The organism is Microbulbifer variabilis, from assembly GCF_052468405.1.
Window position 1 is genome coordinate 4,095,698 of record NZ_CP174343.1, and the last position, 14,039, is coordinate 4,109,736.

A 14,039-nucleotide genomic window follows, 5' to 3' on the forward strand; every position below is an offset into this window, starting at 1 on the left:
ATTATTGTTTTTCCAGTATTTTCAATGGGTGGGGAAATAGACAAGTGCACCGCTATACGGCGCACCCCGTACTAGCCGATAAACTTCACCACACTTTCATCAGGATCGCGTCCCTTACCCTCAGCGCGCAACCGCTGCAGGTAGCTCTCCCAGTTAGCATTATATTTCTCGGCGAGTTCACGCAGGTATTCCCAGGTATAAATACCTGTGTCGTGGCCATCATCAAAATCGATTTTCAGCGCATAGCGACCAGCGGCCTCTATTTTATCGATACCCACGTGCATTTTTCCATCCACCAGAACCGGGGCACTGTTGCCATGACCACGCACCTCGGCACTGGGGGAGTAGACGCGCAAATACTCTGCCGGCAAGGTAAAGTCGCCATCAGCAAATACCAGCTGCAAGTTTTTCTCTGCGCGATTTAATCGGATTTTTTGCGGTTTCATTTACAGGATAAAACGCGAAAGGTCCTCATTTTGGCTGAGCTCGCCCAGGTGGGTATCCACATAGGCAGCATCTACATTCAGGGTTTTGTCTCCGTCACCAGCATCGAAGGAAATCTCCTCCAACAGGCGCTCCAGTACGGTGTGCAATCGACGCGCACCAATATTCTCCGTGCGCTCATTCACCTCGTAGGCCACCTCTGCAATGCGGCGGATTCCGTCTTCAGTAAATTTCAGCTCCAGGCCCTCTGTAGCAAGCAGAGCTCTCTGCTGCTCGGTCAGGGAAGCGGATGGCTCAGTGAGGATGCGCTCAAAGTCTGCCGAAGTGAGCGAGCTTAACTCCACACGGATTGGCAGTCGGCCCTGCAACTCTGGGATCAGATCCGATGGCTTGGACAGATGGAAGGCACCTGAGGCGATAAACAAAATATGGTCTGTCTTGATCATGCCGTACTTGGTGTTAACAGTACTGCCCTCAATCAGTGGCAGTAGATCTCTCTGAACACCCTCACGAGACACATCGGCACCGCCACTCTCCTGACGCTTGGCCACTTTGTCGATTTCATCGATAAAGACAATACCGTTCTGTTCGGCGGCACGAATCGCACTGGTTTTAATATCTTCATCATTAACCAGCTTGGCCGCCTCTTCATCAGTCAGCTGCTTTATGGCCTGCTTAACCGGTAATTTGCGCTTGCGGGTCTTGCCCTGGGACATATTCGAGAACATGCCCTGTAGTTGATTAGTCATTTCCTCCATACCTGGAGGCGCCATAATCTCTACGCCCACTGGCGCAGCTGCCATATCTAACTCCACTTCCTTATCGTCGAGTTCTCCCTCCCGCAATTTCTTACGAAACAACTGGCGGGTACTGGAATCCTTGTCATTGGGCTCAGTGGAGCGCGCTGGCGGCAATAAGGCATCTAAGATACGCTCCTCCGCAGCATCCATAGCACGCTGCTGCACACCGGACATAGCCAGCTCACGCTCCTGCTTCACAGCCATCTCGACAAGATCGCGTACGATCGACTCCACATCGCGGCCAACATAGCCCACCTCCGTGAACTTGGTTGCTTCTACCTTAATGAAGGGCGCATTGGCCAACTTTGCCAGACGGCGGGCAATTTCAGTTTTGCCCACACCGGTGGGGCCAATCATCAGGATATTTTTCGGGGTGATCTCGGCGCGCAAATCCTCGGTCACCTGCATACGGCGCCAGCGATTGCGCAGTGCAATCGCTACGGCGCGTTTGGCGTCCTGCTGGCCGACTATATGGCGGTCGAGCTCATGGACGATTTCTCTGGGGGTCATCTGGGACATATCAATTCAATTCCTGCAAAACATATCGGCGGTTCCCTTTGAGGGACCGCCCGGCCAATGGCGCCTAAAGAGCGCGAGGCACTTAAAAATTCAATTCTTCGATGGTGTGGTTCTGGTTGGTGTAAACACAGATATCACCGGCGATTTTCAGGCCCTGCTCAACAATTGCACGGGCATCCATATCGGTGTTGTCGAGCAAAGCCCGTGCCGCAGACTGGGCAAAAGGCCCACCAGAACCGATGGCGATCAGGTCATCTTCCGGCTGAATAACATCACCATTGCCGGTCACGATCAGGCTGGCAGTCTCGTCGGCCACAGCTAACAGGGCCTCGAGGCGGCGCAGGGCACGATCGGTACGCCAGTCTTTGGCCAGCTCCACAGCGGCGCGGGTCAATTGCCCACCATGGGCTTCCAGCTTGGCCTCGAAGCGCTCAAACAGGGTAAAGGCATCGGCGGTACCGCCGGCAAAACCGGCAATCACCTTGTCCTTATACAGGCGACGCACCTTGCGCGCATTGCCCTTCATAATGGTGTTACCCATGGACACCTGGCCGTCGCCGCCAATCACAACTTTGCCGTTGCGGCGACAGGATAAAATGGTGGTTCCGCGATACTGTTCCAATGGAGACCTCTCGGATTACGCGTGAGCTTCAGCGCAGAAGGTGGTTACCAATCGCGCCGGGAATTTCATTCAGGTTAGATAAGTGAGGACGGCACGCGCCGATTTCAATAAGGAAGGGGCAATTGCTGTACCCGGAACCCAGTATCCACTGTGGTTTTTTGCTTCAAAGCCAAAGCCGCCCACGTTAATTTGACCAAAAGTGAGAGAGTAAATAGCTTTATCTACCATGCTGGGCAGAAAGCCCTGCACATTAATCAGTTGGCTGGACGTTTCAGCACCAGCGGCATCAGTCTGTGCTCAGCCAGTACCTGTCGGGCCTTTGCCATACGCGAGCGGTTGTCGAAAGGCCCAACCAAGACTCTGTGCCAGGTTCCGCGACTATCACTAGCTGACTCGACTTTAACATCCAGATTGGCCAGGGTAAGTTGCACACGCAGGCGCTCGGCTTCAGCCGCCTCACGAAAGGAGGCTGCTTGCAGAATGTAAACCTGTTGTGGGGGTTCACTAACTGCCCCCTGCCCGGTATTGGAATCCTGCTGACGACGAGCGGGCTCGGCCACCTTGGGGGGAGGTACGGAAACCTCGTTTTCCTTCAGCATTGTGTAGAAATCAAAGCGCGGCTGAGTGCGCTCCTCAACCCTCGGTTTGGCCGCCTGTGGTTTGCCACCGCTAGCGCCTTTACCCTCCCCAGCAATACCGTATTGCAGAAGCAGAAATACCGCGAAACCGCCAACAATATTTCCCAGGAAGAACCAACCCCAGGCGGGTTTTCCCGCAGAACTTTTACTGCGGCGATTGGTTTTGCGACGGCTCATTGAGGATTTCTTCCCTGGGTGATCTGCTCAGCAGGGGAATTGTACCGCCAATTAGGCTGGGGGCATTGAATTCCAGCAAAATTTACGACAATTCCTGTGCATCCATATCTATCGCCCAGCGCAGACGACGGTTTTTATTTCCCTCTGCCCAGACACATAAGCGCGCCAAAAGAGGCTGCAGTTGCGCGCGATTCTGCGCAGTAACCTGTATATAGAAACGGAAACGCCCGGATTTGCGCTCCAACAACGCGGGCACTGGCCCCAGATACTGTAACTGCGGTGAAGGGGGTGCCAGGGACTGCATAAACATTCTCGCATTGTGCAGGAACTCCTCAGCCCAGGAGGGCTCTTCGCACTCCGCCCGCACGAGAGCCATTGCATTGGTAGGGGGCATCTGCGCCACCGCGCGATCGCGCAGTAATTGGCGCGCAAAACTACCGTAGCCTTTCTCCAATAACATCTGTAACAGGGGGTGTTCAGGAAATCGGCTCTGCACCAGTACCCGACCGCTCAGACTGCCGCGCCCTGCACGTCCAGCCACCTGCTCCAGCAACTGACCAGTACGCTCCGGGGCGCGGAAATCTGCACTAAACAGGCCACCATCCGCATCCTGAACTACTACCAAGGTCACCCGCGGCAAATGGTGACCTTTAGCCAGCATCTGGGTACCCAGGAGCAAACAGGGCTCTCCATCGCGCGCCGGAGCCAACAACCGGTCCAAGGCCAGCTTACTGGTCGTGGTGTCCCGATCCACACGGATTACCGGATATTCGGCAAAGCGCCGCGCCAACAACTCCTCACTGCGTTCAGTACCCCCACCCAGGGCGGAGATAGATCGGCTGTGGCACTGGGGGCAACTATCAACTAGTGAACAACGGTAATCGCAATGGTGGCAACGCAACTGACGCAAGCGCCGATGCATGGTGAGCTTGCTGGAGCAGTGGGGGCAATCGGCCAACCAACCACAATCATCACAGGTGAGGGCGGGAGCGAAGCCGCGCCGGTTAATAAAAACCAAAACCTGTTCACCACGCGCCAGGGTTTCCCCTATATGGCGAAGCACCTGGGGGGAAAATCCCTCCTCCAGCGGCTCGCGCAGAGTGGGCACCACATGGATCTGCGGAGGGCGCGCATCCCCCGCGCGCTGGCGCATGCGCAAATGCTGGTAACGGCCATTCAACGCGTTATGCAGGGTTTCCAGGGAGGGCGTGGCGGAGCCCAATAGCACCGGAACATTGGCATTGCGCGCCACCACCACTGCAAGATCCCGAGCTGAGTAGCGCACACCATCCTGTTGCTTAAAGGAAGCATCGTGCTCCTCATCCACTATCACTATGCCAAGTCTCGGCATTGGCGTCATAATCACCGAGCGGGTGCCAATCACAATATCGGCCTGCCCCGCCACTGCAGCGAGCCAGGACTGGGCCCGCTCGCCTTCAGCCAGGCCTGAATGCAGAGCCGCAATGCTGCGCTTGGGGAAACGCGAAGCTATACGCCGTAGGGTCTGAGGGGTAAGTCCTATTTCTGGAACCAGGAGTAGCGCCTGGCGCCCCTCAGCCAAAACCCGCTCCATCAATTGCAAGTAAACTTCGGTCTTGCCACTGCCGGTAGTGCCCTCAAGGAGGGAAGCGGAATAGTGGCCGCAATCCACCGAATCCAATACCTTTTGCTGTTCTTCACTCAATTGCGGCGCCGGAACCGGTTCTGCTACCGGTAGCGGTGGTGGAACGGTAGGGCCAGAGCTCCAATTAACAAGGCCGCGCTCCTGCAAGGCGCGCACTATCGTCGATGTATGCCCCAGGGCTTTCAGGTGAGTACGGCTTTGCCTTCCCTCACTGAGCAACAGTTGCAACAGGGCTTGTTGTTTTGGTGCCCGCGCCAATGCTGACTCGGGCAAACCCTTGCCCTCGATAGTGAGCTGCAACCATTGCTCGGCCCAGTGGTCTGCGGGCTTGCCCTTACGCAGAGCGGCGGGCAGTGCGGCTGCATACACTTCACCAATCGGGGCCTGGTAATAATCAGCGATCCAGGAAAGGAATCCCAGACTGACTCTACTAAACAGCGCCGTTTGGTCAATCACCCCCAGGGCGGGCTTTAAATGTGCAAACGATGACTTCTGCACAACGTCTACCAATACCGCAACCAGTTTGCGCCCGGCAAAGGGCACCCACAGCCGCTGCCCCGGTATTAATGTCTGCGGATCCAGGCCCTCTGGAGGCAGGTAGTCGAACAGGCGCCGCAACGGTACTGGTACCGCCAAGCGTAAAATGACATTCTGTTGGACTGCCTGTTCCACCTCACCCCCACGAACCTCGGTAAAAGGCGCTAGTGTACTGACTGCTCCGGCAAGATACAGAGGCCGATTACTTTTTTATATGGCAATGTGTAACCACCAGGTCGGTTAGCCTTCCTAAGCCAGGCCCGGCCCTATGCTTACCAACACCCCAAAGAGGCAATACCGAGATATCCAGATAAGTCCATTGGCTGAATAAATGGCAATTTAGTGACTGGCTAGGTCCCGGTATTTGGACTTGAACCCCGACGCTAATCTGATAGTATGCGCCGACTTTTTAATCAGCCTGGAACCGGTCCGGTTCCTGCTCCAACGACGATACCGTGCCCGGCAACAGATCGAGTGGCGGTTTCGAAAAGAGGCAATCATGAAAGCAGATATCCATCCTAACTACACCGACATCACCGCCACTTGCTCCTGCGGCAACGTAGTCAAAACCCGTTCTACCCTGGGCAAAGACCTGCAGATCGATGTGTGCTCCCAGTGCCACCCCTTCTACACTGGCAAGCAAAAGCAGGCTACTACCGGTGGACGCGTGGACCGCTTCAAAAAGCGTTTCGGCAGCCGCATCGGCAAGTAAACCGAACATTGGGATGCCTGGCATCTCGGAAGAGGGCATTGGGGCCACCCCAATGCCTTTTTTTTTACCCTTAATACCTATATCTGCTCAAAGGTATGCCCCACGGGCAAAATCGATTCGAATTGCTTAATGTTGTCGATTTTGACGATAAATTTATCCTTCAAAATCACACATTAGCAACTGATCATCCTGAAATTAGCCACTTACTAAGGGCAAAATAGTAAGAAGTACTAGTTTCAGCCTTCCCTTAAGCTTGTGGCTACAAGTGCCCCTCGGTTATTCTCTGGCACCCGCAGTAACCGGGATAGCACCGCAAGTTTATCCCAAGTTTTCGAGAGAATAGCCCCCAAATGACGGATTCATTGCGCCAGGCAGCGCTCGATTACCACGCGCTCCCCACTCCCGGCAAACTTTCAGTTGAGCTGACTACTGCCGCCGAAACCCAAGAGGACCTGTCCCTGGCCTATAGCCCAGGGGTAGCCGAACCGGTACGCGAGATAGCCAAAGACCCAGAGGCCGCTTATCAATACACTGGTAAGGGCAACTTGGTAGCTGTTATTTCTAATGGCAGCGCCATTCTCGGCCTCGGCAATCTGGGGCCATTGGCTTCCAAGCCCGTTATGGAGGGGAAATCACTTCTGTTCAAGCGCTTCGCCGATATCAATTCGGTGGATATCGAGGTGGACGTCAATAGCCCGGAGCAATTTATCCAGACTGTTGCCGCTATCGCCAATACCTTTGGCGGCATCAACCTTGAGGATATAAAGGCGCCGGAGTGCTTCCATATTGAAGAGGCACTGATAGAGCGCTGCCCGGTACCGGTATTCCACGACGACCAACACGGCACAGCTATTGTGACTGTAGCGGGAATGCTCAATGCACTGGAAATCCAGGGTAAAAAAATTAGCGAAGTGCGCATGGTATGCCTGGGCGCTGGCGCAGCTGCCACCGCCTGCTGCAAGCTAATGTTGGCTGCCGGTGCGCGCAAAGAGCAAATCACCATGCTCGACAGCCGTGGGGTAATCCACTCCGGGCGCACCGATATCAACGCCTACAAAGGCGAGTGGGCACGGGATACCGATATGCGCACCCTCGACGATGCCATAGCCGACGCGGATGTGTTCCTCGGCGTATCCGGACCAGACCTGCTATCTGCCGAGCAGCTGCAACGAATGGCACCTAGGCCGGTAGTCTTTGCCTGCTCCAACCCCAACCCGGAAATCAAGCCGGAGCTGGCCCACAGTGTGCGCGAAGACCTGATTATGGCTACCGGGCGTTCGGACTATCCAAATCAGGTCAATAATGTGCTGTGCTTCCCCTTTATTTTCCGCGGCGCTCTGGATGTACGTGCGGCACGGATCAATGAAGAGATGAAACTCGCGGCAATCGAAGCCATCCGCAAAATTGCCCACCTGCCCGTTCCCGACTCAGTTCGTGAAGGCTACGGTGGTATAGAACTAAGCTTTGGCTACAACTATATTTTGCCCAAGCCCACAGACCCGCGCCTGCTGCCCGAGGTCGCTGCTGCAGTAGCCCGCGCGGCAGTGGATAGTGGCTGTGCTCGCCTGCCTTACCCCGAGCACTACCCGCTGAAATCTGTATAGCCATCCCCACCTCACCCCGTGGGAGCGGGCGTTTGCCGCGTTCGCTCTCACGGACTCCTTGAGCCATACAGCACCCGTCGCTAAACTGCCTTTCTGTCACAGCATCAAAGTTGCCCAACATAATGAGTCATGTGTATGTGCTGGCCAATCAGCACCAGCAGTTCCTGAGCAAAAGTGGTGAATGGCTGGATGGCCGTGAGCCCAATAAACTGTTTCGCAGCGAACACAAAGACGTCGCCATCAATCAGATGTTCGAAGCCAACACACGTGATGTCAGCCTGCGCATCGAATTGCTGCAATGTGAGCTGAATAACAAGGGACAACCGCTAGTACCAGAAGAGGCCCTTGCCGACATTTCTACTCTGCAGGGTGACCCGGAAATTGAGCCGAACACGCCAGAGGAAATGCCTGCGCAGGAACCTCCTGAGCTGGAGCCCCAGGCAGAGCCGGAGGTATCCCCGGAACCGGCTCCCGAGGTTGTACCTGAGCAACCCCCAGAAGAAACGCCCGCTCATCCCAGCGAGAAAACATCGGAATCAGAGTCAGCCGCTTGAGCGGTAACTCTCACTGAACCGGCACAGTCGCTCTATCCAGCGACGCAAGAGAAAGTTCCGGTAGTACCAAGGAGATTCGAGTGCCTATTCCCCATCTGGCCGCCCTGTCTCAGGCCAAACCTGTGCAATTACTCAAGGGCATACGCCGTGGACTCGAGAAAGAGAGCTTGCGGGTTGCCAGTGACGGTACCTTGGCGGCAACCCCCCATGCGCAAACACTGGGCTCAGCCCTCACCCACGAGAGTATCACTACCGATTTTTCCGAGGCGCTGCTGGAATTTATCACACCGCCGGTAGCCACCCCCGAGGAGGCGTTGCGGATACTCGACCGTATCCACCGCTACACCTATAGCCAGATCGGCGATGAGCGCCTGTGGGTCAACAGCATGCCCTGTGTAATCGGTACCGATAATGATATCCCGGTAGCCCGTTACGGCAATTCCCATAGCGGTGCCATGAAAACTATTTATCGGCTCGGTCTTGGCCTACGCTACGGCCGCGCCATGCAGACGATCGCCGGTATCCATTACAACTTTTCTCTGCCCGATGATTTCTGGCTGTGGTTGCACGAGCTCGAGGGCAGCAGCGAGTCCTTGAGTGAATTCAAGACCCGTCGCTACTTTGATTTGATCCGTAATTTCCGCCGCAATTACTGGCTGTTGATTTATCTGTTTGGCGCAGCGCCAGCTGTGTGCTCGTCTTTTGTGGAAGGGCGTGAACACAAGCTTGAGGCGTTTAACGGCGATAGCCATACTTTACACGTCCCCCATGCCACCTCACTGCGTATGGGCGACCTGGGCTACAACAGTGATGTGCAGCAATCCCTGATCGTTTGCTACAACAACCTGCGCAGCTACCTCTCAACATTATGTTCTGCCATCAGTCGTCCCTACGGCCCCTATCAGGAGATGGGAGTGAAAGATGGCGATGAAAATTACCAACAGCTGTCTACCGGCATACTGCAGATCGAAAATGAATTCTATTCGCCCATTAGGCCCAAAAACCCGGCCAAGCGCGGTGAGACAGCCCTGGCTGCTCTGAACAATCGCGGGGTCGAGTATGTCGAGGTCCGCTGCCTCGATCTAAACCCGTTTATGCCTCTGGGTATTGATGCCCAGCAGATGCGTTTCCTCGACAGCTTCCTGCTTCACTGCCTGCTCACAGAAAGCCCCAAAACCAACGATACCGACTATCGCGCTACCCAGGAAAACCAGCAGCGCATTGTCTATCGCGGCAACGAGCCAGGCCTGTTGCTGCGCTCCGGCAATGGCGAGCGCAAACTCGAAGACTGGGCTTCTCAGCTTTTGGGGGAGATGAACTCCGTTGCTGAGCTGCTCGACAGTGCTTGGGGTGGCGACCAGTACCGCTGTGCCGTTGGCGTTCAGCGTGCAAAAGTGAAGGGGGAAATCCCCACTCCTGCGCAGCAGATCTTAGCCGAAATGGATGCGCAGAAACTGAGCTTCTACCAATGGGCCATGGAAAAAGCCGAGCAGCATCGACACTACTTTCTCGAGCGCCCTCTCGACAGCGATTCAGTCCGGGACTTCTCCCGTCAAGCTGAGGAATCGCTGCTCAGGCAAAAGCAGGTGGAAGCGGGAGATAAAGGCTCTTTTGAGGAGTTCCTCAGCCACTACTACGCACAATATATTTGTTGTCAGGACTAGTCGGCCACCGGCGTCTGACCGGGTGTGCGGGCTCGAACGGATCGATAGTATGAACTACCTCGCACACCTGTTGCTGTCCGGCCCCGAAGCGCGCTGGCGCCTGGGTGGACTCCTGGGTGACTTTGTCAAAGGGCCACTGGTTGGCGAAAGGCCCGCAGCCATTGAGGCCGGCATCAAGTTGCACCGGCGGATTGATGCGAGTACGGATGAACATACCGCCTACCGCGACGCCCTGGCAAGCCTGGACCCCAGGTGGCGCCGCTATGCCGGTATTGCGCTGGATATTTGGTTCGATCACCTGCTGGCACAAAATTGGCACACATGGCACCCACAGAACCTGGAAGAGTTCTGTACCGAATGCTGGAGAGACTTTCGCAGCGACAGCGCGTATATTCCGCCGCAAGCCAAAGCGTTTATGGCGCGTGCTGAGCAGTTTAAACTGCTGCAGAGCTACCGCGAAGAGCAAGTGGTAGCCCTCACTTTGGAGCGGGTTGGGCAGCGCTTGCGCCGCCCGGTGGCCCTACAGGAAATGCTGCCCGAGCTGATCGCCGGGCGGGAAAAGCTGGAACACAATTTCAATAAACTACTGACCGACTTGAATCTCGAAGCCTCCCGGTTTCGGCAGCATTATTCAGGATCTGATAAATCATGACCTTACCCAACCCACGCATCACTTTTCTGATTGTTTTCCTAATGGTTGCCTTCCTGCTGGGCTCTGCGTTCTACTTGGAATACGTTCGCGGCCTGGAGCCCTGCAAGCTCTGTATTACCCAAAGGGTAATGCTGCTCGGTGTGGGAGTGGTTTCCCTGATTGCCTTCCTGCACAACCCGGCCACCATAGGCAGGCGCGTCTACGGTCTGCTGGTATCCATCTGGGCCCTGGGCGGACTTTACTTTGCCGGCCGCCAGTTATGGTTGCAGAGCCTACCCGAAGACCAGGTGCCCGCCTGTGGTCCCAGCGTGAGTTACATGCTGGAAGTTTTTCCCATGGCCGATGTTCTCAAGGCACTTTTGAGTGGTGACGGTAACTGTGCAGAAGTCCAGTGGACAATGATGGGCCTGAGTATTCCCGGCTGGTCCGCGATCGGCTTTGGCGGCCTGGTCCTATTCGGTGCCTGGCAGGCATTCCGCAAAGCTTGATAAAAAATGGCGGCTCCACCGGGCCGCACTCCAAAATGACTCCACCCGCCCTGAGCAACATATTTCACTGGCTGATTGGCACCGCCATTCTGTTTGGTTGTGAACGCCTCGGCACACTTGCCAGCACAATGCTCGCACTTCCTGTTCCCGGCGCGGTGGTAGGTATGCTACTGCTACTATTTGGGTTGATGGTGAATGGAGGCATACCACGTGGCCTCGCCCAAATCAGTGCCCAGCTGCTCTTCCTGTTGCCACTACTTTTCCTGCCCGCTGCAGTGGGCGTCTTTTTTCTACGTGACCTTGCCCCCGCAGACTGGCTTGCGCTGATCGCTGCGGTTGTAATCGGCACCCTAATCAGCCTAGTCCTGTGCGCCATGCTACTGCAGAGGCTATTAAACAAGGCCGGTAGTAAATGGTAGTGGCTAACTGGCTGCACAGCTCTCTGTTTGCCTTACCGCTGAGTCTGGTGGCTTTCTGTATCGGCGTGTACTTTTACCGCCGCAGCGGTACAGTACTATTGCACCCAATAGTGACCGCCAGCCTGATAGTAGCGGCGCTGCTCCATACCTTGAATGTTCCCTACAGCGATTATCAGCACTCCAGTACACTGCTCTACGCACTACTCGGTCCAGCAGTAGTGGCCCTGGCAGTGCCACTGAAACAGAACCTGGCAGTGATTCGCCGGGCCGGCTGGCCACTGCTGGTAACGATTGCCGTAGGGGCAGTCCTGGCACCGGTTGTCGCTATCATAATCGCCCTTTTATTTGGCGCCGGGGAATCCGTATTACTGGCTCTCAGCGGCAAATCTGTCACTACCCCGATTGCCCTGGCTTTGGCCGAAAAAATCCACGCAGCATTGAGCCTCACCGCGGGCATCGTAGTCCTCACTGGAGTGGTTGGTGCCCTGGCCGGACCACCGTTACTAACTCTGCTTGGTATTCGCGATAAGCGTATCCTCGGGGTGGTTCTAGGTATAAACGCCCATGCCGTAGGCACCGCTCGCGCTTTCGAAATCAGTGCCCTTTGTGGCGCCTGCTCTGCCCTTGCCATGGGACTCTGCGGCGCGCTGACTGCACTGGTCCTGCCGCTGATTATCAGTAGCTGAACAGCTTTCAATTCCCCATAATCGAATTCGCACATCTGTCACAGTATTTTGGCGTAGTTTACTCCCTCTATCTTGCTGCCGGCGGGGGAATCTCCTATCTTCCATAAAGTCTTCGACATCGGCAATAAAGCTGGCCACTGCGGCAACAGTAACAAAGGGACATATTGGAGATGCTGGAAAATTGCAAATCGGCGCGGGAGCGCTGGGGTGGTGTAAGCGAAATAATCGACCGCTGGTTACAGTCGCGGCAAAATTTGCTGGTGAGCTTCTATCATCTCTCTGAAAAAAAAGAGTTCAGTGAAGACGACCCTGAAACTGAGGATCGTGTGCGCCAGTTGTGCCAGCTGTTGGTGGATTATGTCTCGGCAGGTCACTTTGAAGTCTATGAGCAATTAATGCGAGAGGGCCAGGCATTCGATGACAAGTCGGGACTTAAAAAAGCCTGTGAGCTGTACAAAGATATCGATACAACGACAGACATCGCCGTCGATTTCAATGATAAGTACTTAGAGACAGATGATCTCTCCAGCCTGGCCCCGGATCTATCCGAACTCGGGGAGGCGTTGGAAACTCGATTTAGCTCCGAAGACAAGATGATCGCCCTGCTGCATACCGCACATAAAAACCAGATTGTCTGAAAGCAGCAATAAAAAACCGCTCTTATAGTTCGCAATTTAACTCCTGTTACTGTGAAACTAAATGTATTTACAATTTTCTATTGGTTATTCGAAAGCGGTTTACTAGCGCTCAAAAGCTTCCTACCAAAAAATAAAAAAGGGCGCCCTTTAGGCACCCTTTTTCAGTAAAGTCTAAAAAGTCAGATTATTCAGGCTTTGGCTCTTCCTTCTTTTCTTCTTCTTTTTTCTTGGTCTCTTCTTCACCACCAACATTGGCCTTGTGCAACTCCACTTCAAAAATCAGGGTCGCGTTCGGGCCGATTTTGCCACCGGCACCACCGGGGCCATATGCCAATTCAGAAGGAATATAAAGTTCCCACTTGGAACCTTCCTTCATTAGTTGCAGGGCTTCAGTCCAACCTTTGATAACGCCGTTTACCGGAAACTGTACCGGCTCACCACGGGCGTAGGAGCTGTCAAACTCCTCACCGTTAATCAAGGTACCTTTGTAGTCGACTTCAACAGTGCTGCTGGCGGAAGGCTTGCTGCCGGAACCTTCAGTAATCACTTTGTACTGCAGGCCTGAATCAGTGGTAATCACACCTTCCTTTTTCGCATTCTCTTCGAGGAACGCCTTTCCTTCAGTCAGGTTTTTATCAGCAGTTTCCTTAAACTCCTGTTCCTGCTTGGCCAGCATTTCCTGCTGCTTCTTCTGCATCTGCTCCTGGAAAGCAGCAATGGTCTGTTGCTTATCTTCGTCTGTCAGACGCGATTCATGGTCACTGGCAACATCATTGAGTGCCATCAACACCACCTGAGGGTCCAGCTTCACGTCCTGGGCTTGAAGACGCTTGGCCATATCTTCAGCAATGATATAGCTGACCTTCTTCTCCTGGGTATCCAGGGTAACTTCTTTTTCCTGCTTGGATCCCTGTTCGTTACAGCCGGTCAGCGCCAGGCCAAGGGCAATTGCTGCAGCCAAAGGGTATTTATTCATGGATGTTGTCTCTTTGTCCGTATTGCGTTTATGGATTCGCGCTTGACCTTGGTCCAACGCCATCAGCGGTTTCTCGGGCAATGCTGTTGCGGCCTCCAGCCGCCAGGCGCACGCTATCCGCCAGTGCGCTCAAGTCTAACCCAAGGCGACAGCCAGTGCATACCGATGACTTTCACACTGTGCAGGACACCACATTCCCTATGCCAGTTCCGGTCTCTTCCATAAAAAAACGCAACCCGCGCTTTTTTCACCGCACTCGGCATACATTTTTATTAAAAACAGCGC

15 protein-coding genes are annotated in these 14,039 nt (G+C 54.7%); 9 read left to right on the top strand and 6 right to left on the bottom strand.

Annotation, left to right across the window (positions count from 1 at the left end):
• Nucleotides 1–71 precede the first annotated feature (71 nt).
• The 5 genes from ACJJJB_RS18560 to ACJJJB_RS18580 all read right to left on the bottom strand — a co-directional run bounded on the left by ACJJJB_RS18560 (nucleotide 72) and on the right by ACJJJB_RS18580 (nucleotide 5,496).
• On the bottom strand, nucleotides 72–446 hold the full coding sequence (locus ACJJJB_RS18560; RefSeq protein WP_020414016.1) for a gamma-butyrobetaine hydroxylase family protein: 375 nt from the start codon (nucleotides 444–446) through the stop codon (nucleotides 72–74).
• Nucleotides 447–1,763: an ATP-dependent protease ATPase subunit HslU gene (hslU, locus tag ACJJJB_RS18565; protein ID WP_020414015.1), complete on the bottom strand. Its 1,317-nt coding sequence runs from the start codon at nucleotides 1,761–1,763 to the stop codon at nucleotides 447–449. It lies immediately after the preceding gene.
• 82 nt (nucleotides 1,764–1,845) lie between these two features.
• Nucleotides 1,846–2,385 (bottom strand): ATP-dependent protease subunit HslV, encoded by a 540-nt coding sequence (hslV, locus tag ACJJJB_RS18570; protein WP_020414014.1) that lies wholly within the window; start codon nucleotides 2,383–2,385, stop codon nucleotides 1,846–1,848.
• 254 nt (nucleotides 2,386–2,639) lie between these two features.
• Complete coding sequence (locus ACJJJB_RS18575; protein ID WP_020414012.1) at nucleotides 2,640–3,200, bottom strand: SPOR domain-containing protein; 561 nt, start codon at nucleotides 3,198–3,200, stop codon at nucleotides 2,640–2,642.
• 82 nt (nucleotides 3,201–3,282) lie between these two features.
• Complete coding sequence (locus tag ACJJJB_RS18580; RefSeq protein WP_445365298.1) at nucleotides 3,283–5,496, bottom strand: primosomal protein N'; 2,214 nt, start codon at nucleotides 5,494–5,496, stop codon at nucleotides 3,283–3,285.
• A gap of 364 nt (nucleotides 5,497–5,860) precedes the next feature.
• Between ACJJJB_RS18580 and rpmE the strand changes: the two genes are divergently transcribed.
• The 9 genes from rpmE to ACJJJB_RS18625 all read left to right on the top strand — a co-directional run bounded on the left by rpmE (nucleotide 5,861) and on the right by ACJJJB_RS18625 (nucleotide 12,778).
• Nucleotides 5,861–6,073 (top strand): 50S ribosomal protein L31, encoded by a 213-nt coding sequence (rpmE, locus tag ACJJJB_RS18585; RefSeq protein ID WP_083922744.1) that lies wholly within the window; start codon nucleotides 5,861–5,863, stop codon nucleotides 6,071–6,073.
• 350 nt (nucleotides 6,074–6,423) lie between these two features.
• The gene (locus tag ACJJJB_RS18590; RefSeq protein ID WP_020414009.1) at nucleotides 6,424–7,677 is read left to right on the top strand and encodes a malic enzyme-like NAD(P)-binding protein; all 1,254 of its coding nucleotides are present in this window, start codon (nucleotides 6,424–6,426) and stop codon (nucleotides 7,675–7,677) included.
• 122 nt (nucleotides 7,678–7,799) lie between these two features.
• Nucleotides 7,800–8,231, top strand: coding sequence for a hypothetical protein (locus ACJJJB_RS18595; protein WP_282952101.1), 432 nt, complete (start codon nucleotides 7,800–7,802; stop codon nucleotides 8,229–8,231).
• 80 nt (nucleotides 8,232–8,311) lie between these two features.
• Nucleotides 8,312–9,895 carry a glutamate--cysteine ligase gene (gshA, locus tag ACJJJB_RS18600; protein WP_353375889.1) on the top strand — a complete coding sequence of 528 codons (1,584 nt, stop codon included), beginning with the start codon at nucleotides 8,312–8,314 and terminating at the stop codon, nucleotides 9,893–9,895.
• 49 nt (nucleotides 9,896–9,944) lie between these two features.
• Entirely contained in the window at nucleotides 9,945–10,547 is a 603-nt protein-coding gene (locus ACJJJB_RS18605) for an acyl carrier protein phosphodiesterase (RefSeq protein WP_020414006.1), read from the top strand.
• Nucleotides 10,544–11,035, top strand: a complete 492-nt coding sequence (locus ACJJJB_RS18610; RefSeq protein ID WP_020414005.1) for a disulfide bond formation protein B — start codon at nucleotides 10,544–10,546, stop codon at nucleotides 11,033–11,035. Before ACJJJB_RS18605 ends, ACJJJB_RS18610 begins: the two co-directional genes overlap by 4 nt.
• A gap of 35 nt (nucleotides 11,036–11,070) precedes the next feature.
• Complete coding sequence (locus tag ACJJJB_RS18615; RefSeq protein WP_157533537.1) at nucleotides 11,071–11,454, top strand: CidA/LrgA family protein; 384 nt, start codon at nucleotides 11,071–11,073, stop codon at nucleotides 11,452–11,454.
• Nucleotides 11,448–12,140: an LrgB family protein gene (locus ACJJJB_RS18620; protein WP_282952099.1), complete on the top strand. Its 693-nt coding sequence runs from the start codon at nucleotides 11,448–11,450 to the stop codon at nucleotides 12,138–12,140. The genes ACJJJB_RS18615 and ACJJJB_RS18620 overlap by 7 nt, the downstream gene beginning before the upstream one ends.
• A gap of 170 nt (nucleotides 12,141–12,310) precedes the next feature.
• Nucleotides 12,311–12,778, top strand: a complete 468-nt coding sequence (locus ACJJJB_RS18625) for an Rsd/AlgQ family anti-sigma factor (protein WP_020414002.1) — start codon at nucleotides 12,311–12,313, stop codon at nucleotides 12,776–12,778.
• A gap of 184 nt (nucleotides 12,779–12,962) precedes the next feature.
• On the opposite strand, the gene bamJ is transcribed toward ACJJJB_RS18625, so the two are convergent.
• Nucleotides 12,963–13,754 carry an FKBP-type peptidyl-prolyl cis-trans isomerase gene (gene bamJ, locus ACJJJB_RS18630; RefSeq protein WP_353375887.1) on the bottom strand — a complete coding sequence of 264 codons (792 nt, stop codon included), beginning with the start codon at nucleotides 13,752–13,754 and terminating at the stop codon, nucleotides 12,963–12,965.
• Nucleotides 13,755–14,039 lie beyond the last annotated feature (285 nt).

Coding starts and splice junctions, on each gene's coding strand:
- ACJJJB_RS18560 (WP_020414016.1), bottom strand. CDS start 446: ATGAAACCGCAAAAAATCCGATTAAATCGCGCAGAGAAAAACTTGCAG.
- hslU (WP_020414015.1), bottom strand. CDS start 1,763: ATGTCCCAGATGACCCCCAGAGAAATCGTCCATGAGCTCGACCGCCAT.
- ACJJJB_RS18575 (WP_020414012.1), bottom strand. CDS start 3,200: ATGAGCCGTCGCAAAACCAATCGCCGCAGTAAAAGTTCTGCGGGAAAA.
- rpmE (WP_083922744.1), top strand. CDS start 5,861: ATGAAAGCAGATATCCATCCTAACTACACCGACATCACCGCCACTTGC.
- ACJJJB_RS18590 (WP_020414009.1), top strand. CDS start 6,424: ATGACGGATTCATTGCGCCAGGCAGCGCTCGATTACCACGCGCTCCCC.
- ACJJJB_RS18595 (WP_282952101.1), top strand. CDS start 7,800: ATGAGTCATGTGTATGTGCTGGCCAATCAGCACCAGCAGTTCCTGAGC.
- ACJJJB_RS18605 (WP_020414006.1), top strand. CDS start 9,945: ATGAACTACCTCGCACACCTGTTGCTGTCCGGCCCCGAAGCGCGCTGG.
- ACJJJB_RS18610 (WP_020414005.1), top strand. CDS start 10,544: ATGACCTTACCCAACCCACGCATCACTTTTCTGATTGTTTTCCTAATG.
- ACJJJB_RS18615 (WP_157533537.1), top strand. CDS start 11,071: ATGACTCCACCCGCCCTGAGCAACATATTTCACTGGCTGATTGGCACC.
- ACJJJB_RS18620 (WP_282952099.1), top strand. CDS start 11,448: ATGGTAGTGGCTAACTGGCTGCACAGCTCTCTGTTTGCCTTACCGCTG.
- ACJJJB_RS18625 (WP_020414002.1), top strand. CDS start 12,311: ATGCTGGAAAATTGCAAATCGGCGCGGGAGCGCTGGGGTGGTGTAAGC.
- bamJ (WP_353375887.1), bottom strand. CDS start 13,754: ATGAATAAATACCCTTTGGCTGCAGCAATTGCCCTTGGCCTGGCGCTG.